Source organism: Pseudomonas sp. GW821-FHT04C07 (assembly GCF_059420325.1).
This window is the reverse complement of sequence record NZ_JBWKTM010000016.1, coordinates 85,933-111,907: the sequence shown is the minus strand read 5'-3', so window position 1 is coordinate 111,907 and position 25,975 is coordinate 85,933. Positions and strand designations below refer to the sequence as shown.

General features: G+C 59.9%; 28 protein-coding genes. 9 read left to right on the top strand and 19 right to left on the bottom strand.

Annotated elements, in window-relative coordinates; all coding sequences use genetic code 11:
* Positions 1–26: 26 nt before the first annotated feature.
* The 4 genes from AC07UI_RS25245 (at position 27) to AC07UI_RS25230 (ending at position 3,405) form a co-directional block, all read left to right on the top strand.
* Positions 27–632: an LPS-assembly lipoprotein LptE gene (locus tag AC07UI_RS25245; protein ID WP_494995032.1), complete on the top strand. Its 606-nt coding sequence runs from the start codon at positions 27–29 to the stop codon at positions 630–632.
* Between the two features lie 39 nt (positions 633–671).
* Entirely contained in the window at positions 672–1,709 is a 1,038-nt protein-coding gene (gene holA, locus AC07UI_RS25240; RefSeq protein WP_494995031.1) for a DNA polymerase III subunit delta, read from the top strand.
* A 150-nt stretch (positions 1,710–1,859) separates the two neighbouring features.
* Positions 1,860–2,021 carry an alternative ribosome rescue factor ArfA gene (gene arfA / locus AC07UI_RS25235; protein WP_494995030.1) on the top strand — a complete coding sequence of 54 codons (162 nt, stop codon included), beginning with the start codon at positions 1,860–1,862 and terminating at the stop codon, positions 2,019–2,021.
* 61 nt (positions 2,022–2,082) lie between these two features.
* Complete coding sequence (locus AC07UI_RS25230) at positions 2,083–3,405, top strand: lytic murein transglycosylase (protein ID WP_494995029.1); 1,323 nt, start codon at positions 2,083–2,085, stop codon at positions 3,403–3,405.
* A gap of 124 nt (positions 3,406–3,529) precedes the next feature.
* On the opposite strand, the gene AC07UI_RS25225 is transcribed toward AC07UI_RS25230, so the two are convergent.
* The 13 genes from AC07UI_RS25225 to AC07UI_RS25165 all read right to left on the bottom strand — a co-directional run bounded on the left by AC07UI_RS25225 (position 3,530) and on the right by AC07UI_RS25165 (position 16,039).
* Positions 3,530–4,480 carry a S66 peptidase family protein gene (locus AC07UI_RS25225; RefSeq protein WP_494995028.1) on the bottom strand — a complete coding sequence of 317 codons (951 nt, stop codon included), beginning with the start codon at positions 4,478–4,480 and terminating at the stop codon, positions 3,530–3,532.
* A gap of 173 nt (positions 4,481–4,653) precedes the next feature.
* Positions 4,654–5,652 (bottom strand): lipoyl synthase, encoded by a 999-nt coding sequence (lipA, locus tag AC07UI_RS25220; protein WP_494995086.1) that lies wholly within the window; start codon positions 5,650–5,652, stop codon positions 4,654–4,656.
* 31 nt (positions 5,653–5,683) lie between these two features.
* On the bottom strand, positions 5,684–6,331 hold the full coding sequence (gene lipB / locus AC07UI_RS25215; protein WP_054594204.1) for a lipoyl(octanoyl) transferase LipB: 648 nt from the start codon (positions 6,329–6,331) through the stop codon (positions 5,684–5,686).
* Positions 6,331–6,606, bottom strand: a complete 276-nt coding sequence (locus AC07UI_RS25210; RefSeq protein WP_003215438.1) for a DUF493 domain-containing protein — start codon at positions 6,604–6,606, stop codon at positions 6,331–6,333. Before AC07UI_RS25210 ends, lipB begins: the two co-directional genes overlap by 1 nt.
* A 79-nt stretch (positions 6,607–6,685) precedes the next feature.
* Positions 6,686–7,843, bottom strand: coding sequence for a D-alanyl-D-alanine carboxypeptidase family protein (locus AC07UI_RS25205; RefSeq protein WP_494995027.1), 1,158 nt, complete (start codon positions 7,841–7,843; stop codon positions 6,686–6,688).
* A gap of 179 nt (positions 7,844–8,022) precedes the next feature.
* Positions 8,023–9,033, bottom strand: a complete 1,011-nt coding sequence (locus AC07UI_RS25200; RefSeq protein ID WP_494995026.1) for a septal ring lytic transglycosylase RlpA family protein — start codon at positions 9,031–9,033, stop codon at positions 8,023–8,025.
* Entirely contained in the window at positions 9,033–10,043 is a 1,011-nt protein-coding gene (gene mltB, locus AC07UI_RS25195) for a lytic murein transglycosylase B (RefSeq protein ID WP_494995025.1), read from the bottom strand. Before mltB ends, AC07UI_RS25200 begins: the two co-directional genes overlap by 1 nt.
* Positions 10,044–10,060: 17 nt before the next feature.
* Positions 10,061–11,164, bottom strand: a complete 1,104-nt coding sequence (gene rodA, locus AC07UI_RS25190) for a rod shape-determining protein RodA (RefSeq protein WP_494995085.1) — start codon at positions 11,162–11,164, stop codon at positions 10,061–10,063.
* A gap of 31 nt (positions 11,165–11,195) precedes the next feature.
* Positions 11,196–13,091, bottom strand: coding sequence for a penicillin-binding protein 2 (gene mrdA, locus AC07UI_RS25185; protein ID WP_494995024.1), 1,896 nt, complete (start codon positions 13,089–13,091; stop codon positions 11,196–11,198).
* Positions 13,092–13,103: 12 nt separating this feature from the next.
* Entirely contained in the window at positions 13,104–13,571 is a 468-nt protein-coding gene (rlmH, locus tag AC07UI_RS25180; protein WP_007937439.1) for a 23S rRNA (pseudouridine(1915)-N(3))-methyltransferase RlmH, read from the bottom strand.
* A 9-nt stretch (positions 13,572–13,580) separates the two neighbouring features.
* The gene (gene rsfS, locus AC07UI_RS25175; RefSeq protein ID WP_494995023.1) at positions 13,581–14,006 is read right to left on the bottom strand and encodes a ribosome silencing factor; all 426 of its coding nucleotides are present in this window, start codon (positions 14,004–14,006) and stop codon (positions 13,581–13,583) included.
* Positions 14,007–14,076: 70 nt separating this feature from the next.
* On the bottom strand, positions 14,077–14,721 hold the full coding sequence (nadD, locus tag AC07UI_RS25170; RefSeq protein WP_494995084.1) for a nicotinate-nucleotide adenylyltransferase: 645 nt from the start codon (positions 14,719–14,721) through the stop codon (positions 14,077–14,079).
* A 46-nt stretch (positions 14,722–14,767) separates the two neighbouring features.
* Positions 14,768–16,039: a glutamate-5-semialdehyde dehydrogenase gene (locus AC07UI_RS25165; RefSeq protein ID WP_494995022.1), complete on the bottom strand. Its 1,272-nt coding sequence runs from the start codon at positions 16,037–16,039 to the stop codon at positions 14,768–14,770.
* A 175-nt stretch (positions 16,040–16,214) separates the two neighbouring features.
* On the opposite strand from AC07UI_RS25165, the gene AC07UI_RS25160 reads away from it, so the two are divergent.
* Together AC07UI_RS25160 and AC07UI_RS25155 are read left to right on the top strand one after the other, a co-directional pair.
* Entirely contained in the window at positions 16,215–16,898 is a 684-nt protein-coding gene (locus AC07UI_RS25160; protein ID WP_494995021.1) for a DNA-3-methyladenine glycosylase, read from the top strand.
* Positions 16,899–17,014: 116 nt separating this feature from the next.
* Positions 17,015–18,331: a bifunctional DedA family/phosphatase PAP2 family protein gene (locus AC07UI_RS25155; protein WP_494995020.1), complete on the top strand. Its 1,317-nt coding sequence runs from the start codon at positions 17,015–17,017 to the stop codon at positions 18,329–18,331.
* 276 nt (positions 18,332–18,607) lie between these two features.
* On the opposite strand, the gene AC07UI_RS25150 is transcribed toward AC07UI_RS25155, so the two are convergent.
* From AC07UI_RS25150 to AC07UI_RS25140, 3 genes are read right to left on the bottom strand one after another with little or no spacing between them, the layout of a single operon-like run.
* Positions 18,608–19,198, bottom strand: a complete 591-nt coding sequence (locus AC07UI_RS25150) for an LON peptidase substrate-binding domain-containing protein (RefSeq protein WP_494995019.1) — start codon at positions 19,196–19,198, stop codon at positions 18,608–18,610.
* A 10-nt stretch (positions 19,199–19,208) separates the two neighbouring features.
* Positions 19,209–19,925, bottom strand: a complete 717-nt coding sequence (locus AC07UI_RS25145; protein ID WP_494995018.1) for an LrgB family protein — start codon at positions 19,923–19,925, stop codon at positions 19,209–19,211.
* A complete protein-coding gene (locus tag AC07UI_RS25140) occupies positions 19,922–20,284 on the bottom strand; it encodes a CidA/LrgA family protein (protein ID WP_494995017.1) in 363 nt (120 codons plus the stop codon). Before AC07UI_RS25140 ends, AC07UI_RS25145 begins: the two co-directional genes overlap by 4 nt.
* A gap of 182 nt (positions 20,285–20,466) precedes the next feature.
* Here AC07UI_RS25140 and AC07UI_RS25135 point away from each other — a divergent pair, with 182 nt between their 5' ends.
* The 3 genes from AC07UI_RS25135 to AC07UI_RS25125 all read left to right on the top strand — a co-directional run bounded on the left by AC07UI_RS25135 (position 20,467) and on the right by AC07UI_RS25125 (position 23,414).
* The gene (locus AC07UI_RS25135) at positions 20,467–20,922 is read left to right on the top strand and encodes a MaoC family dehydratase (RefSeq protein WP_494995016.1); all 456 of its coding nucleotides are present in this window, start codon (positions 20,467–20,469) and stop codon (positions 20,920–20,922) included.
* A gap of 103 nt (positions 20,923–21,025) precedes the next feature.
* Complete coding sequence (locus tag AC07UI_RS25130; RefSeq protein WP_494995015.1) at positions 21,026–22,744, top strand: C13 family peptidase; 1,719 nt, start codon at positions 21,026–21,028, stop codon at positions 22,742–22,744.
* 28 nt (positions 22,745–22,772) lie between these two features.
* Positions 22,773–23,414: an oxidoreductase gene (locus tag AC07UI_RS25125; RefSeq protein ID WP_494995014.1), complete on the top strand. Its 642-nt coding sequence runs from the start codon at positions 22,773–22,775 to the stop codon at positions 23,412–23,414.
* Positions 23,415–23,580: 166 nt separating this feature from the next.
* Here AC07UI_RS25125 and AC07UI_RS25120 read toward each other — a convergent pair whose 3' ends face one another.
* From AC07UI_RS25120 to mpl, 3 genes are read right to left on the bottom strand one after another with little or no spacing between them, the layout of a single operon-like run.
* The gene (locus AC07UI_RS25120; protein ID WP_494995013.1) at positions 23,581–23,865 is read right to left on the bottom strand and encodes a YceK/YidQ family lipoprotein; all 285 of its coding nucleotides are present in this window, start codon (positions 23,863–23,865) and stop codon (positions 23,581–23,583) included.
* Positions 23,858–24,490 carry a flavin prenyltransferase UbiX gene (ubiX, locus tag AC07UI_RS25115; RefSeq protein WP_494995012.1) on the bottom strand — a complete coding sequence of 211 codons (633 nt, stop codon included), beginning with the start codon at positions 24,488–24,490 and terminating at the stop codon, positions 23,858–23,860. The genes AC07UI_RS25120 and ubiX overlap by 8 nt, the downstream gene beginning before the upstream one ends.
* Complete coding sequence (gene mpl, locus AC07UI_RS25110; protein WP_494995011.1) at positions 24,487–25,836, bottom strand: UDP-N-acetylmuramate:L-alanyl-gamma-D-glutamyl-meso-diaminopimelate ligase; 1,350 nt, start codon at positions 25,834–25,836, stop codon at positions 24,487–24,489. Before mpl ends, ubiX begins: the two co-directional genes overlap by 4 nt.
* Between the last annotated feature and the right edge of the window lie 139 nt (positions 25,837–25,975).

The window sequence follows — 25,975 nt, the reverse complement described above, 5'->3', positions numbered from 1 at the left end:
CACATGGTTTGAAGGGGAGCACCAAGATGATCAAACGCAATCTGCTGGTTATGGGCCTCGCGGTACTGCTGAGCGCCTGCGGCTTCCAGCTGCGCGGCACCGGCACCACCGAGCTCGCTATCAAAGAACTCGACTTGAATGCCCGCAACGCCTACGGTGAGACCGTCACGCAACTGCGTCAGGTACTTCAGAACAGCGGCGTCAAAGTCTACGCCGGCGCGCCGTACAAGCTGACGCTGACTGATGAACAGGAATCCCAGCGCGCCCTCAGCTATGCCGGTGCAGGCCGCTCGGCCGAATACGAGCTGACCTCCGTGCTGTACTACGATATTCAGGGTCACGATAATCTGTCGTTACTCAGTGACAAGTTGCAAGTGCAGAAAGTCTTCCTCCACGACGGTAACAACCTGGTAGGTTCCGACCAGGAAGCGGCCGAAACACGTCAGGAAATGCGTCGTGACCTCGTACAGCGCATGGTGCTGCGTCTGCAACAGCTGAGCCCGGAACAACTGGATAAACTGCAGCAAACCGCGGATGCCAGAGCCAAGGCTGACGCCGAAGCACTGAAAGCGGCACAAAAGGCTGAAGCGGAAACGCCTCGCCAATCGCCTCTGCAATTGCAGAACCAATAAGCCTTACGGGGCGCTCCAGCGCCCCGTTCGCCTCTTCTTATGAAGCTTGCCCCCGCCCAGCTCGCCAAACATCTGCAAGGCAACCTTGCGCCTGTGTACATTATCAGTGGCGATGACCCGTTGCTGTGCCAGGAAGCCGCCGATGCCATCCGTTCTGCTGCCCGCCAGCAAGGCTTCGATGAGCGCCAGGTGTTCAGCGCCGATGCCAGCTTCGATTGGGGCACGCTGCTGCAAGCGGGCGCCAGCATGTCGCTCTTCGCCGAAAAGCGCTTATTGGAACTGCGTCTGCCTTCTGGCAAGCCCGGTGACAAAGGCGCTGCTGCATTCATTGAATACTGCTCACGCCCTGCCGAAGACACCCTGCTGCTGATCAGTCTGCCCAAGCTCGACGCCAGTGCGCAGAAAACCAAGTGGGGCAAAGCGCTGATCGAAGGTCAGCAAACCCAGTTCGTGCAGATCTGGCCGGTGGATGCCAGCCAGCTGCCACAATGGATTCGTCAACGCTTGTCTCAGGCCGGTCTTTCCGCCAGCCAGGACGCTGTCGAACTGATTGCCGCGCGAGTGGAAGGCAACCTGCTGGCCGCCGCGCAGGAAATTGAAAAGCTCAAACTGATGGCCGAAGGTGGTCAGATCACCGTCGATACGGTGCAAGCCGCGGTTGCCGACAGTGCACGCTTCGATGTCTTCGGGCTGGTGGATGCCATTCTCAACGGTGAAGCCGCCCACGCCTTGCGCATGCTCGAAGGCCTGCGCGGCGAAGGCGTCGAACCGCCGGTGATTCTCTGGGCCCTGGCCCGAGAGCTGCGCCTGCTGGCCAACCTGTCGCTGCAATACAGCCAAGGGGTGCCGCTGGACAAAGCCTTCGGCTTGGCGCGTCCACCGGTCTGGGACAAACGCAAGCCCCTGATGAGCAAAGCCCTGCAACGTCACTCAGCCCAGCGTTGGGGACAACTTCTGCTCGATGCCCAGCGTATCGATGCGCAGATCAAAGGTCAGGCTGCGGGCTCACCGTGGATGAGCCTGAGTCGGTTGTCATTGTTGATGGCCGGCCAGCGGTTGGCATTGCCGGCCGAGTGATCGGACATAGTGGCGAGGGAGCTTGCTCCCGCCGGGCCGGTCCGCGCTCGGAAACGGACGAATGGTCCTACACATTGTAGGGGCTGGACAGAATCTCGACTCTGTCCGATGATCTGCACCGCAAAAGCCATCCACAGTAGAGATCTCACCATGAGCAAGCCATCAAAGCATGGCCCCAACAAGGCCAAATCCATCATCGCCCAGCCACTGTTCCGCAGCCGTCAGGAACGAGCCGGCAAGGGCAAAGGCAGCTACCGCCGCGAAGCCTTCCAGTCTAAAAGCTGGGAGGCTTCTTACTTTCTGGCCGCTTGAAGGCAGAGAATCCCTTGGCGTGATAAGGTCGACACCTGATTCGTATTCTCTGGACCTGTGCATGCCCTTTTGTATTTCCCGTCGTTGGCACTTACGCCAATTGATTGCTGCCTCCAGCCTTGTTCTGTTAGTCGCCTGCGCGGAAAAACCGACCGCCGCCGACGCCCAACCGCTTCAGACCGCTCCTGCTGCCCCCGCTCCCGCCGTTACTCCTCCAATCGCCCAGACTGGCGAGGACCTGGACATTCAGCCAGCGCAGACTTTCGCCGAATGGCTGGCAGCCTTTCGCAAAGACGCCTTGGCCGCTGGCATCAACCCCGACCTTTTCGACCGGGCCTTCGCGGGTATCACGCCGGACATGAGCGTAATCCGCGCCGACCGCAGCCAACCGGAATTCGCTCGTCCGGTCTGGGAATACCTCGACGGCGCACTGTCTGCCTCGCGAGTACGTAAGGGCCAGGCACTGCTCAACCAATATGCCGGGATCCTGCAAAGCATCGAGCAACGTTATGGCGTTGATCGCCAGGCACTGGTAGCGGTCTGGGGTATGGAAAGTAACTTCGGCAGCTTCCAGGGTGACAAGTCGGTGATCCGCTCACTGGCGACCCTGGCCTACGAAGGCCGGCGGCCAGAGTTTGCCCACAGCCAATTGCTGGCAGCTCTGCAGATTCTCCAGCAGGGTGATATCGAGCCCGAGAAGATGCTCGGCTCCTGGGCGGGCGCCATGGGGCAAACCCAGTTCATGCCGACCACCTACAACACCCACGCGGTGGACTTCGACGGTGATGGTCGACGCGATATCTGGGGCAGCCCGACCGACGCCCTGGCCTCGACCGCTCACTACCTGCAAAGCTCCGGCTGGCAGAAAGGTCAGCCGTGGGGGTTCGAAGTACAAATGGCGACCGGTTTCGACTATGCACTGGCCGATGGCTCGATCCGCAAGACAGTCGCCGAGTGGCTGCAATTGGGGCTTAAACTCCCCAGCGGTGTGAAGGTACCGCTCGGTTCCGAACAACTGTCCGCGGCCCTGTTGCTGCCAGCGGGTTATCGCGGTCCGGCGTTCCTGATCCTCGACAACTTCCGCGCCGTTCTCAAGTACAACAATTCGTCGTCTTATGCCTTGGCTGTAAGCCTGCTGTCCGAGCGCTTTAACGGTGCCGGCCTGATCAGCGGCGAATGGCCGAAAGATGACCTGCCATTGAGCCGCTCCGAGCGGATCGAGCTGCAAAACCTGCTGAGCGCCAACAACTACGATGCAGGCAATGCCGACGGCATCATCGGCGCCAATACCCGCAAGGCGATTCGCACCGCACAGCAATCTTTTGGCTTGCCGGCTGATGGCTATCCGACGCATAAGCTGTTGGAAGGTTTGCGTAACCGCTAGTCAGCCTATGGCTACAACCGCATCGCGAGCAAGCCCCCACACGGGATTCAGGTCGCACACAAATGCTGTGTTCGCTGAAGAGTGCGGGCTTGCTCGCGATAGCGGCCTGCCAGACAGCGAAAATCTAAGGTTTGATTACCACATCCTGCTCCAGCACCAGCTCCTTGCGCCCTGCATCCAGCCGGACCAGTGCGCCCATGGGCAGCGTCAGGTTGGGATCGCAATGGCCGCTGCACCAGCCAGCCAACACCGGAATACGTAACGGTTCAAAGGTTTGCTTGAGCAACCGCGCCAACGCCTCGCCATCCACCCCCGCCACATCGCCCACCAGCACCCCACGCAACTTGCCAAGGGTTCCGGCCAGGCGCAGCTGGGTCAGCAACCGGTCGATGCGGTACAGCGGCTCGTTGACGTCCTCGATGAACAGAATCACGCCTTCGGCATCAATCTCATAGGGCGTGCCCATGGACGCAGCGATCATCGACAGGTTGCCGCCCAGCAAACGTCCATGAGCGACACCTGGCTCGATCGTCGTCAAGGGGTAGGCCACTGGGTGTGCCAACAGGCTTCCGGCCTTCAGCTGCCCGCTGAGCAGGTTGAACAGCGATGACTCAGTGGGCTGCTGTTTATCCCCCAGCAGATCGGCATTGAGCATCGCCCCATGGAAGGTCACGAAACCTGCGTAGCGACTGATGGCCAGGTGCAGCGCAGTGATGTCGCTGTAGCCGACAAACGGCTTTGCGTTGCATCGCAGCAGCTCGAAATCGATTCGGTCCAGCAACCGGGGGCTGCCATAACCACCGCGCAGACAGAGAATGGCATCGATGGCCGTGTCGGCAAAAGCATCATGCAGATCCTTCAGGCGAACGTCGTCGCTGCCCGCCAGGTAGCCGTCTGTCTCCAGGACGCCCGGGAAAATCCGTAGCGAATACCCCCGTGCATGCATCCATTGAAGGGCCTTTTCGGTATCCAGTGCCGCCGGCCCTGCCGGTGCAATAACGCCGATCAACCCTTCGGCAGGCAATGCCGGGACCGGAGCGTGCTCACAAACGATAGGGGTCGAGCGAGTGGTCATCCGTGATTCTCCCTGCGTGAATGTTTCAACACACAGTAGTCAGGAACGGGAACAAACAGAAGAGGGTCAGCCGCCCCGCAAGAGGCGGGAAATGACTGAATGTGACGTATCACCGTGGTCAGTGCCCGGGAACAAAAATGCCCGCAACGCGTAAGCCTTGCGGGCATTGTCGATCAGGACGACATCAACTCGGCCTTAACCAGTTTCGCCTGTTCGTCGGCGTGGTACGAGGAACGCACCAGCGGGCCCGACGCAACGTTCTTGAAGCCCATTTTGTAGCCTTCTTCGGCAAACCAGGCGAACACATCCGGGTGCACGAAGCGCTGGACCGGCAAGTGGTTGCGCGAGGGTTGCAGGTACTGGCCGAGAGTCAGCATGTCGATGTCGTGTTCGCGCATGCGCTTCATGACTTCGATGACTTCTTCATCGGTTTCGCCCAGCCCCAGCATCAAGCCAGACTTGGTCGGAATATGGGGCATCATTTGCTTGAACTTCTGCAGCAACGTCAGCGACCACTGGTAATCGGAACCCGGACGTGCAGCCTTGTACAGGCGCGGTACGGTTTCCAGGTTGTGGTTGAACACATCCGGCGGCTCGGCGGCGGTGATTTCCAGCGCCACGTCCATCCGGCCACGGTAGTCCGGGACCAGGGTTTCGAGCTGTACATCCGGCGACAGCTTGCGGATTTCGCGGATGCAGTCGGCGAAGTGCTGGGCACCGCCGTCACGCAAGTCGTCGCGGTCTACCGAGGTGATCACCACGTACTTCAGACGCAGGTCGGCGATGGCGATGGCCAGGCTTTGCGGCTCGTTGACGTCCAGTGGCTTCGGACGACCGTGGCCAACATCGCAGAACGGGCAACGACGGGTACAGATGTCGCCCATGATCATGAAGGTCGCGGTGCCACCGGAGAAACACTCACCCAGGTTCGGGCAGGACGCTTCTTCGCAGACACTGTGCAGCTTGTGTTTACGCAGCAGGGCCTTGATGCGGTCGACTTCCGGGGAAACCGGGATGCGTACGCGAATCCAGTCAGGCTTTTTCGGCAACTCGGTGGTCGGAATGATCTTCACCGGAATGCGCGCAACCTTTTCGGCACCGCGCAGCTTTACGCCAGCTTCCACTTTGGCACGCGGGGCCGGGCGCTCGGTAACATCCAGCGTCGGGATCATGGTTTGCACAGCGTCTTGCGCAGTAGTCATATCAGTCGATTCCGCCCGTTAGGGTCGTCTGCTCAGCATAGTCGAGGTGTTTGACAAGCTGCGCACGCAGCCGGGCACTAACCTCGGCAAATTCAATCGGCCCGGTGTGATCGCGCAGCTGGGTCATGGCCAGCCCGGCGTATCCACAGGGGTTAATCCGTCGAAACGGCTCCAGGTCCATATCCACGTTCAGGGCCAGGCCATGAAAGGAGCAACCGTGGCGGATCCGCAGACCCAGAGAAGCGATTTTTGCACCGTTGACGTAGACGCCCGGTGCATCGGCCTTGGCTACAGCGGTTACGCCGTAGCTGGCCAGCAGCTCGATCAGGCACTGCTCCATCCGGCTGACCAGGTCGCGCACGCCGAAACCCAGCTTGCGCACGTCCAGCAGCAGATAAGCCACCAACTGACCCGGGCCGTGGTAAGTCACTTGACCACCACGGTCAACCTGCACCACCGGAATATCGCCGGGGAGCAGCAGATGCTCAGCCTTGCCGGCCTGGCCCTGGGTGAAAACCGGCGGGTGCTCGACCAGCCAGATTTCATCGGCGCGGTCGCTGCCGCGCTCGTTGGTGAACCGTTGCATGGCATGCCAGACCGGCTCGTAAGCCAGCTGGCCGAGCTCGCGAAAGCCCAGCGGTTCGGACATCACAACACCATGTGCACGAAACCGGTCGCACGCAACTCGCTGTTGATGTTGTACAGCTGGTCCTGGTCGGTGGCGACGATGTGCAACTGAATCGTGGTGTACTTGCCGTTGGTGCTTTGGCGCTCATCCACACGGTCATGGTTGATCGTTGCGTGTTTCTTGACGATCTCGATGATCTTGTCTTTGTTGCCTACACCCGTATCGCTGATCACCTTAACCGGATAATCAACGTTGGGAAATTCGATCTTTGGCGCCTTTACTTCTGTGTCTGTCATGGCGTAACGGCCTCGTAAGCCGTGGCAACGGACATGGCCCCGCTCCAGATTGGAACGCAGCCATGCAGGTCCACACTAATCAGTTGAACAAGCCGTAGAAGAATAGACGGATGCTATCCCACATGCGGCGGAAGATACCACCTTCGTCAACAGCGTCCAGTGCGATCAGGTCGGCACTGTGCACGACTTTATCGTCCAGTTTCACTTCGACTTTACCAATCACGTCGCCCTTGGCGATCGGTGCAACCAGGTGCGGGTTCATGCTCATGCTCGCAGCCAGTTTCTTCAACTGACCTTTAGGCATGGTCATGGTCAGGTCTTCAGCCAAACCGGCTTTAACCTGATTGGTGGTGCCTTTCCAGACTGGAGCCTGAGCCAGCTCGGCGCCCTTCTGGTAGAAGGTCTGGGTTTCGAAGAAACGGAAACCGTAAGTCAGCAGCTTCTGGGTTTCAGCAGCACGAGCCGTTTCGCTGCTGGTGCCGAACACCACAGCGATCAAACGCATGCCTTCACGTACAGCCGACGATACCATGCAGTAGCCGGCTTCATCGGTGTGACCGGTTTTCAGACCATCGACGGTCTTGTCACGCCACAGCAGCAGGTTGCGGTTCGGTTGCTTGATGCCGTTCCAGAAGAACTCTTTCTGCGAGTAGATCGCGTAGTGAGCCGGATCTTCGTGGATGATCGCGCGGGCCAGCAGCGCCATGTCGTGGGCCGACGAGTAGTGCTCCGGGTTCGGCAGACCGGTCGGGTTCATGAAGTGACTGTTGCTCATGCCCAGATCGGCGACGGTTTTGTTCATCATGTCGGCGAACGCGTCTTCGCTACCGGCGATGTGCTCGGAGAGCGCAACACTGGCGTCGTTACCCGACTGAATGATGATGCCGTGCAGCAGGTCGCTGACCGTTACCTGAGAGCCGACCTTGATGAACATCCGCGAACCACCGGTACGCCAGGCGTTCTCGCTGACGGTCACCGGATCGTTTTCGCCGATCTGGCCGCGACGGATTTCCAGGGTCGCGATGTAGGCCGTCATCAGTTTGGTCAGGCTGGCCGGTGGCAGGCGCTGGTCACCATTGTTCTCGACCAGCACGTTACCGCTGCTGGCGTCCATGAGCACATAGGCCTTGGCAGCCAGTTGCGGTGGCGACGGCATCATCTCTGCCGCCCACGCAGCAGGTGTGATGATCAGCGGGACAAGCAGGCACAGGCGTTTGGCAAAGGTGGTGATGTTCATCCGTCTCTCGAAATTGCTAATGGAAACTTGCCCGCACGGGCAAAACTAATCTGACAACCGTTACCCGGTTGTCGCGTGTTCAGTTGCTCACTCTATGGCCCTTCACGAGCTTTTGTTGTTCGACGAGCCAACAACCGGAACCCGACCCTGCAAAGGCCAGGCCCTCAATCCGATGTCACTTATTCTGCTGTTACGACGCTAGGCTGGCCGAGATTGGCCAGTCGAACGCTGTTTTGCACTTGCTGGATTTCACCCTGAGTACCGAGTGGCCCCAGGCGTACCCGATGTAGCGTCTGTTGATTGCGTACGATCGAGCTGATGAAGACCGGGGCCTGCACCATCCCGCTCAGCTTCGACCTCAGCAGTTCTGCAGCGTCCGGGTTGGCGAAGGCGCCCACCTGAAGATACTGGCCAGAGGCTTGTGCAGAAGCGCTTTTTTTCGCATCCAGCTGCGCGGGCACAACGGCCGCGGCATGTTGCTGTGGTGGCGGCGTCCATTGCTCGACCGTGCCGGCCGAAGCCGTCAGCACGGGCGCGGCAGATTGCGCCACTTGCGGTTCGTTCAGCATCAACGGTGCCGGCCGGCCGCGCTGGGCCCACCACTCTTGCGGGTCAATGCCCTCGACCTTGACCCGCGCAGTGCCGATTTCGGCATAGCCGAGCTTCTTGGCAGCAGCGTAAGACAAGTCGATGATCCGGTCCGAGTAGAACGGCCCACGATCGTTGACTCGCAGAATCACGCTCTTGTTGTTGTCCAGGTTGGTCACCCGGACATAACTCGGCAACGGCAGGGTCTTGTGCGCGGCACTCATGCCGTACAAGTCATAGACTTCGCCGTTGGCGGTGTTCTGGCCGTGAAACTTGGTGCCGTACCAGGACGCCGTGCCCGAGGCGACATAGTTCTTCGACTCGTTCATCGGAAAGTAGTTTTTGCCCAGCACCGTGTACGGGTTGGCCTTGTAGGGCCCTTGGTGCAAGGTAGGCGTGGCGTCCGGAATGCGCGAAATATCGACATCCCACCACGGCGCGCCGTCTTTATGGGCGCGATTGATATCCAGACCGGGCATTGCGCGAACGCCGGACGATGATTTCTGCTGCGGTGAGCGACTGGTCGAACAACTGACCACCAGCAACGATAGTGCGGCGAAAGCCATCAGCTTCAGGGGTTTACGAATCGGCATTGCCCGCATTACTTGACGCCCCGTGCTTGGACCAGCAGTTCAGACAGCTGATGCACGGCCATGGCGTACATCACGCTGCGGTTATAGCGCGTGATTGCGTAAAAATTATTCAGACCCATCCAGTATTCTGGACCATTGTCGCCTTCCAGGCGAAAAGCCGTGACCGGCATATCATCGCGCAGCGCATCATGACTTGACCAGCCCAGCGCCCGCAACTCCCCGACCGTTTTGACCGGCTCGATTCCCGGGCTCAACCCATCGTCGACCTGATCGCCACGCACTGTGGCCTGGCTGACCACTGTCTCGCCCGCGACCCAGCCGTGACGCTTGAAGTAACTGGCAACGCTGCCGATGGCATCGTCAGGGTTGGTCCAGATATTAATGTGGCCATCACCGTCGAAATCCACAGCATAGGCGCGAAAGCTGCTCGGCATGAATTGCGGCAAGCCCATGGCACCGGCGTAAGAGCCCTTGAGGGTCAACGGGTCGAGCTGTTCTTCACGGGCCAGCAGCAGGAACTCACGCAACTCTTTGCGGAAGAATTCGGCGCGTGGCGGGTAGTCAAAGCTCAGGGTCGACAAGGCGTCGATCACCCGATAGTTGCCGGTATTGCGGCCGAAGAAGGTTTCAACGCCGATGATCGACACGATCACCTGAGCCGGAACCCCATATTCCTGCTCGGCACGGGCCAGCACAGCTTCGTGTTGACGCCAGAAATCCACACCGCGGGCGATGCGCGCGTCGGTGATGAACATCGGGCGGTATTCCTTCCACTGCTTGACCCGCTCGGCAGGCCGGGAAATCGCGTCGAGAATCGATTGTTTGCGCTCGGCTTCACGGAACACGCCCATCAGCTGCTCCCCGGCGAAACCATAGTCGCGGGTCATTTCACCGACGAATTCGGCCACTTGCGGCGAACCTTCATAATCGCCGGCCAACGCTTCCTGCGCCGCACCAAGAATGCCTACCAGGCCGACCCACGGAGCGTATCGAGCAGCCCAGCGACGCATTACCTGCATTGAAATCTTCACCTTATTCAAACCTGCGCGATCCACTTACGATGGGTATGGATCGACATCAAAACCCCAAACGCTGACAGCAGCGTCACCAGCGAAGTTCCTCCATAGCTAATGAATGGCAATGGCACCCCCACTACCGGCAACAGGCCGCTGACCATACCGATGTTGACGAAAACGTAAACAAAAAACGTCATGGTCAGGCTGCCGGCGAGCAATTTGCCGAACAATGTCTGCGCCTGAGCGGTAATCACCAGCCCACGACCGATCAACAGCAAATAGATCAGCAACAACGCACAGATGCCCACCAGACCGAACTCCTCGCCCATGACCGCGATGATGAAGTCGGTGTGGCTTTCCGGCAAAAAGTCTAGATGGGACTGGGTACCGAGCAGCCAGCCTTTACCGAATACGCCACCTGAACCGATGGCCGCTTTGGACTGAATGATGTTCCAGCCGGTGCCGAGCGGGTCACTCTCCGGATCGAGGAAGGTCAGGATCCGCTGCTTCTGGTAGTCATGCATGATGAAGAACCACATGGCGATCGCCACGGGAACGGTTGCGGCGATCACGCTGAGGATCCAGCGCCAGCGCAGGCCGCCCATGAACAGCACAAACGCGCCGCCCGCCAGAATCAGCAACGAGGTGCCAAGGTCGGGCTGGCGCACGATCAGAATGAACGGAACCCCGATCAGCATCAGGCTGATGCCCACATGCTTGAGTTGCGGAGGCAAGGTGCGCTTGGCCAGGTACCAGGCGATGGTCGCCGGCATGATGATCTTCATGAATTCCGAGGGCTGGAAGCGGATCACCCCAGGAATGTTGATCCAGCGTGTGGCGCCCATGGCGTTGTGGCCCATGACGTCCACCACCACCAACAACACGACACCCAGCACATAGGCCAGTGGCACCCAACGCGCCATGAACCTGGGCTCCAGCTGAGCAATGATGACCATCGACACCAGACCGATGCCAAACGAGGTGGCCTGTTTGATCAGCAGATCCCAGCTCTTGCCACTGGCCGAATACAGCACGAACAGACTGCCCGCCGCGAGCGTCAGCAGCAGGATCAGCAAGGGGCCATCAATGTGCATGCGTTGCAATAGCGTCGCGCGGCGACGCATCACATCCTCACTGGAGAGGATGCGATCAAAGTTACTCTTCACGGGCCGTAGCCTCCGCGCTTGTAGGGCTGGCAAACTCAGGCTTGAGCTGGCCGTTCTGGCCCAGTAGCCAGGCATCCATCACCTGACGCACTACCGGTGCGGCGACGCCGGAGCCGGACTCGCCGTTCTCGACCATGACCGCCACTGTGATTTTCGGGTTATCGGCCGGAGCAAAACCGACGAACAAGGCGTGGTCGCGGTGACGCTCCTGAACCTTGGAACGGTCGTACTTCTCGCCCTGTTTGATCGCCACCACCTGGGCCGTACCGCTTTTGCCGGCAATCCGGTATGGCGAGCCGATGGCAGCCTTGCGCGCGGTACCGCGGGCACCGTGCATCACCTGCTGCATGCCGTGATTGACTTTCATCCAGTCGGACGGATCGCGCAGGACGATATCCGCCATCGGGTTCGCATCGACCGGTTTCTCTCCTTCGATGGTTTTCGCCAGATGCGGGCGATTCCACTTGCCCTTGTTGGCCACCAACGCCGTGGCCTGAGCCAATTGCAACGGCGTCGACTGCATGTAGCCCTGACCGATACCCAGAATCAGCGTCTCGCCCGGGAACCAGGCCTGACGACGGGTAATCCGCTTCCATTCACGCGTTGGCATCAGCCCTGGCGACTCTTCGAACATGTCCAGGGAAACTTTCTGACCGATGCCGAATTTGCCCAGGTAAGAGGACAGTCGATCGATCCCCAGCTTGTGCGCCAGGTCATAAAAGTAGGTGTCGTTGGAACGCATGATCGCCGTATCCAGATCCACATAGCCGTCACCGGTGCGGTTCCAGTTCCGGTACTTGTGGTCGTAGTTGGGCAACATGTAGTAACCCGGGTCGAAGACCCGGGTCGAGGCGGTGACCACGCCAGAGTCCAGCCCGGCAATCGCCACCGCCGGTTTGATCGTCGACCCCGGCGGATACAGACCACGCAGGACCCGGTTGAACAGTGGGCGATCGATGGAGTCGCGCAACTCGGCGTAAGCCTTGAAGCTGATGCCGGTGACAAACAGGTTCGGATCGAAACTCGGCTGGCTGACCATCGCCAGAACCTCGCCGGTATTCGGGTCCAGAGCCACCACCGCGCCACGTCGACCGCCCAGGGCGAGTTCGGCGGCCTCCTGCAATTTGATGTCCAGGCTCAGGACAATGTCCTTGCCGGGAATCGGATCGGTACGCTTGAGTACCCGCAACACGCGACCACGGGCATTGGTCTCGACTTCTTCGTAACCGACCTGACCGTGCAATTCGGGCTCGTAAAAGCGCTCGATGCCGGTTTTGCCAATTTGATGGGTGCCGCTGTAACCCACCGGATCCAGAGTCTTGAGCTCTTTCTCGTTGATCCGCCCCATGTACCCGACCGAGTGTGCAAAATGCGCGCCCTGCGGATAGTGGCGCACCAGCTGCGCAACCACTTCGACGCCCGGCAGGCGGAACTGATTCACCGCAATCCGGGCGATCTGCTCTTCCGTCAGCTCGAACAGGATCGGCACCGGCTCAAACGGTCGGCGCCCCTGCTTCATGCGTTTTTCGAAGACCACCCGGTCTTCGGGCGTCAGTTGCAGCACTTCAACGATCACATCGAGCACTTGCTTCCAGTCACCCGAACGCTCGCGGGTCATGCTCAGGCTGAAGCTGGGCCGATTATCGGCCACCACAACGCCATTGCGGTCGAAGATCATCCCGCGGGACGGCGGAATCGGCTGCACATGAACGCGATTGTTCTCCGACAGCGTGGAGTGATACTCGTACTGGATCACCTGAAGGAAATACAGCCGCGCGATCAGCACGCCGATCAGCGTTACCACCGCAATTGCACCGAACACGACCCGGCCACGCACCAGACGGGCGTCTTTCTCGTGGTCCTTGATGCGGATCGGCTGAGACATGAGGGCGCTGAACTACTTGTGGTAAGGGTGCCCGGACAGCACTGTCCAGGCGCGATACAGCTGTTCACCGATCAGAATCCGCACCAGCGGATGCGGCAAGGTCAGCGGCGACAGCGACCAGCGCTGATCGGCCCGCGCGCAGACTTCAGGCGCCAACCCCTCGGGGCCGCCGACCATGAAATTCACCGTACGCGAATCCAGCCGCCAGCGATCGAGCTCGACCGCCAGTTGCTCGGTGCTCCAGGGCTTGCCGTGCACTTCGAGGGTAACGACGCGCTCGTTCGGGCCGACCTTGGCCAGCATGGCTTCGCCCTCCTGGCGAATGAAGCGCGCCACGTCAGCGTTCTTGCCACGGGTGTTGAGCGGTATTTCCACCAGCTCCAGCGCCAGCTCGGATGGCAGACGCTTGGCATACTCATGCCAGCCTTCTTCCACCCATTTGGGCATGCGGGAACCGACGGCGATCAGACGCAGTCGCACAGCGGCCCCTTATTCCTGGTCGCGGTTGAGCTTGATGAAGTGCTCGTGGGAGTTTTCCGGGCTGTGGTGAGCAGCGTTCAGAGCACGGCTCTGTTCAGCGCCAGACCACAGACGCTCAAGGTCATAGAACTGACGTGCAGAGGCGGTCATCATGTGCACGATGACGATGTCCAGGTCCAGCAGAACCCAGTCGCTGTTGCCTTTGCCTTCTTCGCCCAACGGCTTGAGGCCATGCTTTTTCACTTCTTCGCGAACCTTGTCGAGCATCGCGTTGATCTGGCGAGAAGAGGTACCGGTCGCGATGATCATGTAATCGGTGATGCTGTGCTTTTCGCGCACATCGATTACGTGGATATCTACCGCTTTGACGTCTTCCAGAGCCGCTACTGTCAGCTTGACTACTTCTTCGCCGCTAATTTGTACTTTGTTCGTCATATAAAACTCGTTCAGCTCGTATGTTCGGGCGCTTCAATACACGTTTATTCGTGCCTTGAAGCGCTCCTTTTCAGTTCGACGCACGGTAAAGTCCGTGCGCATCGATGTAGGCCAGGACCGCGTCAGGCACCAGGAAACGTACCGACTTACCGCTGGCCAGCAGTTGACGGATCTGGGTGGCGGATACCGCGAGCGGCGTCTGCCAGACGAATGCAATGTGTCCGCTCGGCCCCTTGAGGGCCAGCGGGTCGCTCACCGAGCGCGCTGCCAGCAGGTTGCGCAGGGCATCCGGCGGTTCGCTGTCGGCATCCGGGCGTTGCAGCACCAGGATGTGGCAATACTGGAGCAACTCTTCCCAGCGATGCCAAGTGGGCAGGCCGCAAAATGCGTCCCAGCCCAAAAGTAGAAATAACTGGTCATCAGCGGCCAACTCGGCCCGCATCAGTTCCAGGGTGTCGATAGTGTAGGACGGTTTGTCCCGTTGCAGCTCACGAGCGTCCACCACCAACGGTGCAACGCCCGCTACCGCACATTCGACCATCGCCAGACGGTCGGGGGCCGAAACCTGTGGCGTATCCCGATGCGGCGGCCTGGCACTGGGTGTCAGACGCAGCTCATCGAGCGCCAGCGATTCGGCAACCTCCAGTGCACCGCGCAAATGGCCGATGTGTACCGGGTCGAAGGTCCCGCCCAGCACGCCAATGCGTCGAGGCAGGGGTTCGCTTGGGGTCACGGTAGCTGACTGGCGTTTATCGGCCAAGTCAGACCGACTCCTGACCGCGCAACTGGCCATCACCGACCACGATGTACTTCTCGCACGTCAAACCTTCGAGCCCCACCGGACCGCGGGCGTGCAGCTTATCAGTAGAAATGCCAATCTCCGCACCCAATCCATACTCGAAGCCATCGGCGAAGCAGGTCGGGGTGTTGATCATCACGGAACTGGAGTCGACCTCAGCAACAAAACGCCGGGCCTCGCCCTGATGCTCGGTAACGATCGAGTCGGTGTGATGGGAGCCGTAATGGTTGATATGTTCGATGGCCTCATCCAGCCCGTCGACCACGCGGATCGACAGGATCGGTGCCAGGTATTCGGTGTTCCAGTCTTCTTCGGTTGCCGCGACCACGTCGATGACTGCGCGAGTTCGCTCGCAACCCCGAAGCTCGACACCCTTGGCGCGGAACTGTTCGGCCATCGCCGGCAAGAAATCGGTGGCCACCGCCTGATCGACCAGCAAGGTTTCCATGGCGCCGCAGATGCCATAACGATAAGTCTTGGCGTTGAACGCGATGCGCTGGGCCTTGGGCAATTCGGCGTGGGCACTGACATAAATGTGGCAGATGCCGTCCAGGTGCTTGATCACCGGCACGCGGGCGTCACGGCTGACGCGCTCGATCAGACCCTTGCCGCCACGGGGCACGATCACGTCGACGTATTCGGGCATGGTGATCAGCGCGCCAACGGCTGCGCGATCAGTGACTTCAACCACTTGCACCACGGCAGCCGGCAACCCGGCTTCGGCCAGGCCACGCTGAATGCACGCGGCGATTGCGCGGTTGGAATGAATGGCTTCCGAGCCACCACGCAAGATGGTTGCGTTGCCCGACTTCAGGCACAGGCTCGCGGCGTCGATGGTCACGTTCGGACGCGACTCATAGATAATTCCCACGACGCCCAGCGGCACGCGCATCTTGCCGACTTGAATACCCGATGGCCGATAGCTCATGTCGCGGATCGCGCCAATCGGGTCCGGCAGGCTGGCCACCTGACGCAAACCGACAATCATGCTGTCGATCCGTGCCGGAGTCAGCGCCAGACGCTCAAGCATGGCCGGCTCAAGACCGTTGGCCCGACCAGCGGCCAGGTCCAGTTCATTAGCGGTGGTCAACTCGGCGCGAGCGGCATCCAAAGCCGCGGCGGCAGCGTGCAGCGCGCGGTTTTTCTGCGCGGTGCTGGCACGGCCGATCACGCGGGAGGCTTCGCGGGCAGCGCGACCCAAACGGGTCATGTAGTCAAGAACGGACTCAGTCATGGTCTCTATGGTCTTGGCAAAGAGGAAAGCGGCAGATTATAGCTGTCGCGCTCTCCTACTAACAGCGGTGACGGGCGGATGGTCGAAATGGGGTGCAAATACCCACTGTTCAGCCTCGATTAAGGCTTAAGTTGTTATCATTCGGTCACATTTAGCCGAATTGCCCTTGGCCATCATGTCCAATCTGATCACCGAGAACCCGCCCAACGCCCTGCCTGACCAGTTTTTCAACCGAGACGCTCAGATACTTGCTCGCGATTTACTGGGTAAAGTCATCCGCCATCGGGTCGGTAATCTGTGGCTTTCGGCGCGAATCATTGAGACCGAAGCCTATTACTGTGCCGAGAAAGGCAGCCATGCCTCCCTTGGCTACACGGAAAAACGTAAGGCTTTGTTTCTGGATGGCGGCCACATCTATATGTACTACGCCCGTGGCGGCGATTCGCTGAACTTCAGCGCGCACGGGCCGGGTAATGCCGTCCTGATCAAATCGGCCTATCCGTGGGTCGACGAGTTGTCCGGCCCCGCGAGCCTGGCACAAATGCTCTTGAACAACCCCGACGCCAATGGTCGACCGCGCCCGTCGCAGAAGCTTTGCGCCGGCCAGACCCTGCTATGCAAGGCACTCGGCCTGAAAGTACCCGCCTGGGATGCCAAACGCTTCGATCATGAGCTGCTGTTTGTCGAAGATGTCGGCACACCACCGGCGCACGTCATTCAAACCACTCGTCTGGGCATCCCGCACGGGCGCGACGAACACTTGATGTACCGCTTCGTCGATGCCGCCTACGCGCCTTACTGCACCCGAAACCCGCTACGCCGTGGCCAGGTCGAAGGTTGCGACTATTTTCTGATCTGAAACCTGTAGGGGCTGGCGACGCCTGCAATCTTCTCTCTGGCACGTACAAAAGCCAGATCAAAAGATCGCAGCCGTAGGCAGTGCCAATATGACACCAATCCAATGGAGTTGAATCGATGGGCCCATGGCTCGATAGCCTGACCGGCTGGTTGACGGCAAACCCGCAATGGCTGGCCGCGGCGGTCTTCATAGTGACGTGCGTGGAGTGCCTGGCGATTGCCGGGCTGATCGTGCCGGGCACGGTATTGTTATTTGCCATCACCGTGCTGGCCGGCAGTGGCGCGTTGTCCCTGGGCGAGACCCTGCTAATGGGTTTTCTCGGTGGCTTGCTTGGCGATGCGGCGTCTTATTTGCTCGGCAGACGCTTCCACCAGAACATTCGTCGCCTGCCGGGGCTGCACCATCACCCTGAGTGGATCAGCGGCGCCGAGGCGTATTTCCAGCGCTATGGCATCGCCAGCCTGCTGGTCGGGCGCTTTATTGGCCCGTTGCGACCGATGCTGCCGATGGTTGCGGGGATGTTCGACATGCCATTTCCACGTTTTATTGCCGTCAGCGTGCTGGCCGCAGCAGGCTGGACGGTTGCCTATTTGCTGCCGGGCTGGGCCACTGGCGCAGCGATTCGCCTGCCGTTGCCCGAAGGGTTCTGGCCACAAGCCGGGATCGTCGCGGGCAGCATCGCGGTGCTGGTGGGTCTGAGTATCAACAGTACCCTGCGCCGCCACCGCAAGGTCACGCTGCTGATAACAGGCCTGAGCCTGATGATTCTGGCAGGACTGTTTATCGGCTATCCATACTTGGCTCAGCTCGATCATGGCGTGATGACGCTGGTACAAGAACACCGCAGCCCGTCGATGGATGAGGTGATGGTGGCCCTGACGCAGCTCGGCGAATTTCGCACGATGCTGCTGGCCAGCGCTCTGGTGACGATCCTGCTGCTGGCCACCCGGCAATGGCGACACGCTACCTTCGCCGGCGCCACGCTACTGTGCACCGCCCTGGCCAATACCGCGACCAAGTGGTTTTTCGCCCGCATGCGCCCGGAAGTGCTGACTGATCCGCTGACCAGCTACAGCATGCCCAGCGGCCACAGCTCCGGTTCGTTCGCCCTGTTCCTGACTCTGGCGGTGCTCGCCGGACGCGGCCAGCCACCGCGGATGCGCCTGACCTGGCTGCTGCTGGGTTGTTTGCCTGCGGCGTCGATCGCACTGTCGCGGGTGTATCTCGGAGCCCATTGGCCGACAGATATCCTGGCAGGCGCCATGCTCGCCGCCTGCTTCTGCGCGGCCAGCCTGGCCCTGAGCCAACGCCAGCGCCCCTTGGGCGTAATGCCGCGCAAAGTCTGGTGGCTGGTACTGCCGGCGCTGGTAGCGTTGTTTGGTTTCTTCGCGCTGTGGCATTTGCCTTATGCGATGGCGCGGTATGCGTATTGAGACGAGCTTGCGGATTGGGCTCCAATCGAAATCCATGCGAGCCATGAGGACGTCTTCGCGGGCAAGCCTCGCTCCTACAAGGACCGCGCAATACCCGTAGGAGCGAGGCTGTTGTGGCTCAATGTTTTTGGACCATGATGTAGGAGTGTCGACCTAAGGAAGCGTCATGGGATATCGGGTTGTTACCTCTGAGGAAAAAGCGGAAGCCATACGCTTGGTTGTGGAGTTCGATCGTTCCCACGCTCTGCGTGGGAACGATCACACCAGGGTCAAAGGCTAGGCAAACAACTCCCCCTGCAACTCATCAAGCAACGCCTGGATCGCGTCCAGGCGTTGTTGCGGATCGTCCAGTTGCAGCAGATCGATCTTGTCCAGTTCGGAAAAGGGCAACAGATAAGCCAGCTGATTGGCCAATGATTGCTGGCCCGTTGCCTCGGTGCCCATGTTCAAGGCTTCGACCATCGGGTGCTCGGCCAATGCCTTGAGTAAAGCGATCAAGTCGGCATCTTCATTCTGCAAGGGCTTCTCGGGCAGTTCGCCCAGCCACTCGATCTCGGCCACGGTCAGCTGATCGCGCTGGACCTCGGCGCTCAGCACGCGAAACCGACGCCGGCCTTCCACACGAATCCCCAGCAGGCCGTTGTCCTGCTGCTTGAAGTCGGTGATCACCGCCTCGCACCCGACCCGGGCATAGCCCTCGGGGGCGACACCGACTTCATCGCCTTCGACAATGCACACTACGCCAAAGCCACCGCCCTGTTTCATGCAGCGACCGATCATGTCCAGATAACGCGCCTCGAAGATCTGCAAGTCGAGGATGCACCCTGGAAACAACACTGTGTTCAGAGGGAATAGCGCCAGACTCATAAAGGTTTCCTTAAACCACCATCGACACTGCCAACGGCAGGAACACCGCCGTGGCTACACCCATCAAACTCATCGCCAACGCGGCGAAAGCGCCACATTCTTCACTTTCCTGCAACGCCACCGAGGTGCCGACCGCATGCGCCGTCATGCCCAGCGCCATACCGCGGGCTTCAGGGCTATGGACACCTAAACGAGTCAAAAGACCCGGACCGAAAATCGCCCCGATCACCCCGGTGATCAACACGAATACCGCCGCCAATGCCGCGACACCCCCAATCTGTTCAGCCACCAACATGGCGATTGGCGAGGTCACCGACTTGGGTGCCATGGTCATCAGAACCATGTGTCCGGTGCCGAACCACCAGCCCAGAAACACACCGAGGCCTGTCGCCACCACACCACCTATCACCAGCGTAGTAAATATCGGCCAGAACAGCTGCCGAATCCGCCGCAGATTGAGATAGAGCGGTACTGCCAGGGCAACCGTTGCCGGCCCCAGCAGAATGCTGAGGATCTCGGTACTTTTGCGATATTCGGTGTAGGTCAGGCCGCAACCGACCAGTACGCCGATCACCAACAGCATCGACACCAGCACCGGTTGCAAAAATATCCATCGGGTTTTCTCGAACGCCGCCAACACCAGTTGGTAGGCGCCCAAGGTAATGCCTATGCCAAACAACGGGTGATGAATGACCGCCGCCAGGGCCCCCTGCCAATTGAAGGTCATTGGGTATCCTCCCGACGCGCCTGGCGCTTGACCAACTTGTTCATCAGCACTCCGACGAAAGCCATGGAGATCACCAGCGACAACACCAGCGCGCCGACGATCGCCCAGAAGTCCGCGGCAATGTCGGCGGCATAAACCATCACCCCTACCGCAGGCGGTACCAGCAGCAATGGCAAATAACGTAACAAACTGCTGGCCGCCAGGCTCAACGGTTCAGCGACCTCGCCACGCGAAATCAGAAACGCCAGCAACAGCAGCAGCCCCACAATCGGCCCAGGTAGAACCGGCAAAAACAGGTGATTGATGGCCGTGCCGAGCAATTGAAACAGCACCAGCCAGGTCAGGCCGCGTAACAACATTCATCGTCTCCCGCAAAAAACGCGCCGGGCATTATAAGCATGCCGCGTACTATGAACCGGCATTCGCAAAAACCATAAATGGTTGACCGGAGCAAGTGGCCATGATGATCTAAAGTGGTTGCCAGGGGGCCAACCCCATCATTTAAAAAACTATAAAACCGATGAACCCAAGGAGAGTCTCAATGCCCTATGTTCCAGTTGCAGAGCTCAAAGATTATGTCGGCAAGGAACTCGGACGTTCCGAATGGCTCACGATCGATCAAGACCGCATCAACCTGTTCGCCGAAGCCACTGGCGATTATCAGTTCATCCACGTTGATCCGGTGAAGGCGGCGCAAACGCCGTTTGGCAGCACAATCGCCCACGGCTTTTTGTCGCTGTCGCTGATCCCGAAATTGATGGAAGACCTTCTGGTATTGCCTGAAGGTCTGAAAATGGTCGTCAACTATGGACTGGACAGCGTGCGTTTCATCCAGCCAGTCAAGGTCAACTCCAAAGTCCGGCTCAAGGTCGACCTGACGGAAGCCATCGAAAAGAAACCCGGCCAATGGCTGCTCAAGGCCACAGCCACCCTGGAAATAGAAGGATCGGAAAAACCGGCGTACATTGCTGAACCGCTGTCGCTGGCGTTCGTTTAACCCCTCCCGGATGCGAAGCAGTTCCTGCTGTTTCGCACCGCGTCTCTATATATCAGACACATAGCTGCGGCATACTCGGTCGCCTAATTGCCCGGATCCTGCTATGCGCTCACTTGCACCCCTCGTTTTAACCCTGTTGCTCACCGCGTGCGGCGACGGCGAATCGCTGTTGCCGCCCGATGCCCGCTTGCCAGATGGCGGGCGCTATCACGGCGATGTGGTCAACGGCTTATTGCAGGGGCAGGGCCGCGTCGATTACCCGAATGGCAGCTGGTACGCCGGTCAGTTCGACAAGGGTCAGTGGCATGGCAAGGGTGAATGGCACGGCAGCAATGGCGAGGTTTACAGCGGGCAGTTCCAGCAAGGCCTGTTCGATGGCCAGGGCACCCTGACCACCAGTGGCAGCAGTTACACCGGCGGTTTCAAGCTGGGTCGTCGCGACGGTGAAGGCACGCTCAAAGAAGACGGCATGACCTACCGCGGCGAGTTCAAGGCCGACCAGTATTCAGGGCTCGGTCGTCTGGAGCTCGAAGACGGTAGTCAATACCAGGGCCAGTTCGCCCATGGCAAACCCAATGGCGAAGGCCAGCGCGGCGATGCCAGCGGCAACCAGTTCACTGGCCATTTCGTCGATGGTCAACTGGAAGGCAACGGCACCTTCAGTAGCGCCGAAGGTGACATGTACATCGGTGGCTTCAAGCAGAACCAGTTGCACGGCAAGGGCCGCTACGAAAACGCCGATGGCGATGTCTGGATCGGCCAGTTCAAAGAAGGTGCACTCAATGGCAAAGGGGAACTGATCGGCGTCGACGGCAGCCATTACATCGGGCAGTTCAGTGACTGGCGCTTCACCGGCCTGGGCCGCTTGAACCTCAGCGATGGCAGTTTCTATATTGGCCAGTTCGATAGCGACAGCTATCAGGGCAACGGCACGCTGGTGCTGCGCGATGGCACCGTGCAAAGCGGTTATTGGGTCAATGGCCAACGGGTGCGTGATGCCGACGGCAAACTATTGCCGGACACGCTGGAACTCGGCTTGCTGGCTCAAGGTCGCCTGCTCGAACAAGCCTTGGCCAACGTGCCCGCGTCCACCCCGGCGGTCGAGTTGTACAGCCTGACGCTGGCCGGTGACGGCAAACAAAGTGTGTTCCTGCGTGAGGCCGACTACGTCAGCAACATGCTCGCCAGCCGCTTTGGCGCCTATGGCCAGATCCGCCTGGTCAACCACCGCGACCACCTTGGTGATCGGCCCATGGCCACCCGAGAGAGTCTGCGGCGTGCGGTCCTGACTCTGGCCGAGCGCAGCGGTCCGGAAGATTTGCTGTTCATTTACCTGACCAGTCACGGCACCCACGAACACGAGCTGGTGCTGGACCAGCCGCGTCTGGAGCTGGCCGACCTGCCGGCCGACGAGTTGGCCGCAGTGCTCGCACCGCTGAAGAATCGCGACAAGATCATTGTGATCTCGGCCTGTTACTCCGGCGGTTTTATCCCGGCGCTCAAAGATGAGAGAACCTTGATCATGACGGCCTCACGGGCTGACAGGGTGTCCTTTGGCTGCTCGGAAGAAGCTGACTTCACCTACTTCGGCGACGCACTGTTCGCCCAGGCATTGAACCAGACCGACGACCTGCAGCAAGCCTTCACCCTGGCCAAGGCGACTGTCGCCGCACGCGAGCAGGCAGACAGCTTCGAAGCGTCGGAGCCACAAATCTGGGCGCCCAAGGGCGTCCTCGCGCGCTGGCAGTTGTTGCGCAAACAGCAAGCACGAAAGGCTCTCGAAAGCGCCTCCTTGAACAACAAGGTAACAAAGAGCAACTAAGCTGAAACAGTATCAAGGGGGAAACACTATGTACTTGACGCCTCAGCATGTCTTGCTTGCCGGAGCCACCGGCCTGACCGGTGAACATCTACTCGACCGGCTGCTCAACGAGCCGACAGTCAACCGTGTATTAGCGCCCTCACGCCGGCCGTTGGCCGAGCATCCCCACCTGGAAAATCCGGTGGGTGACCCGGAAGTCTTTCTTCCACAGCTCAGTGGGCGCGTCGACATCGCTTACTGCTGCCTGGGCACCACCATCAAAAAGGCCGGCTCCGAGCAAGCCTTTCGGGCGGTGGACTTCGACCTGGTCGTGGCCTTCGCCAAACGCGCCCGGGAGATGGGTGCGCGGCATCTGATCGTGATCAGCGCCATCGGCGCCGATCGGAGGTCCTCGGTGCTCTACAACAGAGTCAAAGGCGAAATGGAGTATGCCTTGAAGGCTCAGAACTGGCCGCAGTTGACCATCGTGCGCCCTTCCCTGTTGATCGGCGATCGCCTGGAACCGCGCCTGGTGGAACAACTGGCAGCACCGTTTTCCAAGTTGCTCCCCGGTAAATACCACGGTATCGAAGCCTGCCAACTGGCCCGAGCCATGTGGCGCCTGGCGCTGGAAGAGCAGGATGGGGTTCGAATCGTCGAGTCGGATGAGTTGCGCAAACTGGGTAAGTAACAACACAGATCCCGTAGCAGCTGGCGAAGCCTGCGTTCGGCCGCGGAGCGGTCGTGAATGCCATATCGCATTTCTGGGTAGAGATCCAATAGCCTGGATTGCGACCGCTTCGCGGCCGAACGCAGCCTGGCGGCAGCTGCTACGAAAGCGGGTTCGGTGCTCCCCCCTACAACCCACCTGTCGCCTGAAACCCTACCCCCATCACCGTCAACACCGACAGTGGCAACAACAAGGTGTCGAGCAAGGCGCTGGCCGGCAGGTCGACGCCCGGGTAGCTCGGGGCCTCGGCGCCGAAACGGTCCATGGCGCAGCAACCGCCCTGCATCGCATACACGTCCAGGCGTGTTCCCGAATACACCACTGGCGCGCCCGGCTTGGCAGCATCCAGGGTTCGCGCCGTGGCGCAGCCACCCAATTGCAGGGCGAGGATAATGCTCAATAGCTTATTCATCGCTGCTCAAATGGTGTTCGCCCCAACGCGGCAGCATGTCTTGCGGGATGTTCAGCAGGTTGAGAATCCGCGCCACGACGAAATCGATGAGGTCATCAATGGTCTGTGGCTGGTGATAGAAACCCGGTGATGCAGGCAGGATGGTCACGCCCATGTTCGACAGCTTGAGCATGTTCTCCAGATGGATACTGGAATACGGCGCTTCACGGGGCACCAGAATCAGCTGACGACGCTCCTTCAAGGTGACGTCCGCGGCGCGCTCGATCAGGTTGTTGCATGCGCCCGTGGCGATTGCCGACAAGGTTCCGGTAGAGCACGGCACCACCACCATTGCACTTGGCGAACCGGAACCGGAGGCCACAGGTGACATCCAGTCTTCCTTGCCATACACACGAATTTGCCCGGCGGCAGCGCCGGTGTATTCGGTAAGGAAGGCCTGCATCATCTGGGTTTTCGACGGCAGCGAAACATCGGTCTCGGTGGCCATCACCAGTTGCGCGGCCTTTGAGATCAGGAAATGCACCTCGCGATCTTCACGCACCAGGCAGTCGAGCAGGCGCAAGCCGTACTGCGCGCCGGAGGCACCGGTCATCGCCAGTGTGATGCGTTCAGGGCTGTTGCTCATTGCAGCGCCTCGGCCAGTTTGCCGTGCAGGCCACCGAAGCCGCCGTTGCTCATGATCACCACGTGGGTACCGGGTTTGGCCTGACTTTTCACCCGTTCGATGATGCCTTCCAATGAATGGCTGACAATCGACGGCACTGTGCACAACGCTGCGGTAGCGCCCAGATCCCAACCGAGGTTGGCCGGCGAGTACCAGATCACCTGATCGGCATCGACCACGCTTTCCGGCAAACCATCACGGTGCGCGCCGAGTTTCATGGAGTTGGAGCGCGGCTCGATGATCGCAATCAACGGCGCGTCACCGATGCGTTTGCGCAAGCCATCGAGGGTGGTGGCAATCGCCGTCGGGTGGTGGGCGAAGTCGTCGTAGATGGTGACGCCATGGACTTCAGCGACTTTTTCCATTCGGCGCTTGACGCTTTTGAATGCGCTCAACGCGGCGATGCCCATGGATGGCACTACACCGACGTGTCGCGCAGCCGCCAAAGTGGCCAAGGCGTTGGCGACGTTGTGCTGGCCGGTCATGCCCCAGTCGACCACACCTTGGGCGACACCGTCGAACATGACCTCGAACTTCGAGCCATCTTCGCTGAGCAGCTTGACCTGCCATTGGCCACCAACACCGGTGGTTTGCACCGGAGTCCAGCAACCCATTTCGATCACTCGCTGCAACGCAGGTTCAGTGGTCGGATAGATCACCAGACCTTCGCTCGGGATGGTCCGCACCAAGTGGTGGAACTGACGTTCGATGGCGGGCAGATCGGGAAAGATGTCAGCGTGATCGAACTCGAGGTTGTTCAGGATCACCGTGCGCGGGCGGTAGTGAACGAACTTGGAGCGCTTGTCGAAGAACGCACTGTCATATTCATCCGCCTCGACCACGAAGAACGGCGTACCGCCCAAGCGTGCCGACACGGCAAAGTTCTGCGGTACACCGCCGATCAGGAAGCCCGGGCTCATCCCGGCGTGCTCCAACACCCAGGCCAGCATGCTGCTGGTGGTGGTTTTGCCGTGAGTTCCTGCAACCGCCAGCACCCAGCGACCTTGCAGCACATGATCGGCCAGCCATTGCGGACCGGAAACATACGGCAGGCCTTTGTTCAGCACGTACTCAACCGCAGGGTTACCACGCGAGAGCGCGTTGCCGATCACCACCAGATCCGGCGCCGGATCGAGTTGGGCGGGATCGTAGCCCTGTGTCAGCTCAATGCCCTGAGCCTGCAATTGAGTGCTCATCGGCGGATAAACGTTGGCATCGGAGCCGGTCACGCGATGACCCAGCTCTTTGGCCAGTACCGCCAACGAGCCCATGAATGTGCCGCAAATACCAAGAATATGAATGTGCATAGTCGACCTCGTAAAACATCGAGGCAGGTTAGCGTAGAGGACCGCAAATCGCACCTTGTGTTTGAGTGATCGTTCCCACGCTCCGGCGTAGGATTGCCTCAATTGATCGTTCCCCTGTGGCGAGGGCGCTTGATCGTTC

Coding starts and splice junctions, on each gene's coding strand:
- AC07UI_RS25245 (WP_494995032.1), top strand. CDS start 27: ATGATCAAACGCAATCTGCTGGTTATGGGCCTCGCGGTACTGCTGAGC.
- holA (WP_494995031.1), top strand. CDS start 672: ATGAAGCTTGCCCCCGCCCAGCTCGCCAAACATCTGCAAGGCAACCTT.
- arfA (WP_494995030.1), top strand. CDS start 1,860: ATGAGCAAGCCATCAAAGCATGGCCCCAACAAGGCCAAATCCATCATC.
- AC07UI_RS25230 (WP_494995029.1), top strand. CDS start 2,083: ATGCCCTTTTGTATTTCCCGTCGTTGGCACTTACGCCAATTGATTGCT.
- AC07UI_RS25225 (WP_494995028.1), bottom strand. CDS start 4,480: ATGACCACTCGCTCGACCCCTATCGTTTGTGAGCACGCTCCGGTCCCG.
- lipA (WP_494995086.1), bottom strand. CDS start 5,652: ATGATCCCGACGCTGGATGTTACCGAGCGCCCGGCCCCGCGTGCCAAA.
- lipB (WP_054594204.1), bottom strand. CDS start 6,331: ATGTCCGAACCGCTGGGCTTTCGCGAGCTCGGCCAGCTGGCTTACGAG.
- AC07UI_RS25210 (WP_003215438.1), bottom strand. CDS start 6,606: ATGACAGACACAGAAGTAAAGGCGCCAAAGATCGAATTTCCCAACGTT.
- AC07UI_RS25205 (WP_494995027.1), bottom strand. CDS start 7,843: ATGAACATCACCACCTTTGCCAAACGCCTGTGCCTGCTTGTCCCGCTG.
- AC07UI_RS25200 (WP_494995026.1), bottom strand. CDS start 9,033: ATGCGGGCAATGCCGATTCGTAAACCCCTGAAGCTGATGGCTTTCGCC.
- mltB (WP_494995025.1), bottom strand. CDS start 10,043: ATGCAGGTAATGCGTCGCTGGGCTGCTCGATACGCTCCGTGGGTCGGC.
- rodA (WP_494995085.1), bottom strand. CDS start 11,164: ATGCGTCGCCGCGCGACGCTATTGCAACGCATGCACATTGATGGCCCC.
- mrdA (WP_494995024.1), bottom strand. CDS start 13,091: ATGTCTCAGCCGATCCGCATCAAGGACCACGAGAAAGACGCCCGTCTG.
- rsfS (WP_494995023.1), bottom strand. CDS start 14,006: ATGACGAACAAAGTACAAATTAGCGGCGAAGAAGTAGTCAAGCTGACA.
- AC07UI_RS25165 (WP_494995022.1), bottom strand. CDS start 16,039: ATGACTGAGTCCGTTCTTGACTACATGACCCGTTTGGGTCGCGCTGCC.
- AC07UI_RS25160 (WP_494995021.1), top strand. CDS start 16,215: ATGTCCAATCTGATCACCGAGAACCCGCCCAACGCCCTGCCTGACCAG.
- AC07UI_RS25155 (WP_494995020.1), top strand. CDS start 17,015: ATGGGCCCATGGCTCGATAGCCTGACCGGCTGGTTGACGGCAAACCCG.
- AC07UI_RS25150 (WP_494995019.1), bottom strand. CDS start 19,198: ATGAGTCTGGCGCTATTCCCTCTGAACACAGTGTTGTTTCCAGGGTGC.
- AC07UI_RS25145 (WP_494995018.1), bottom strand. CDS start 19,925: ATGACCTTCAATTGGCAGGGGGCCCTGGCGGCGGTCATTCATCACCCG.
- AC07UI_RS25140 (WP_494995017.1), bottom strand. CDS start 20,284: ATGTTGTTACGCGGCCTGACCTGGCTGGTGCTGTTTCAATTGCTCGGC.
- AC07UI_RS25135 (WP_494995016.1), top strand. CDS start 20,467: ATGCCCTATGTTCCAGTTGCAGAGCTCAAAGATTATGTCGGCAAGGAA.
- AC07UI_RS25130 (WP_494995015.1), top strand. CDS start 21,026: ATGCGCTCACTTGCACCCCTCGTTTTAACCCTGTTGCTCACCGCGTGC.
- AC07UI_RS25125 (WP_494995014.1), top strand. CDS start 22,773: ATGTACTTGACGCCTCAGCATGTCTTGCTTGCCGGAGCCACCGGCCTG.
- AC07UI_RS25120 (WP_494995013.1), bottom strand. CDS start 23,865: ATGAATAAGCTATTGAGCATTATCCTCGCCCTGCAATTGGGTGGCTGC.
- ubiX (WP_494995012.1), bottom strand. CDS start 24,490: ATGAGCAACAGCCCTGAACGCATCACACTGGCGATGACCGGTGCCTCC.
- mpl (WP_494995011.1), bottom strand. CDS start 25,836: ATGCACATTCATATTCTTGGTATTTGCGGCACATTCATGGGCTCGTTG.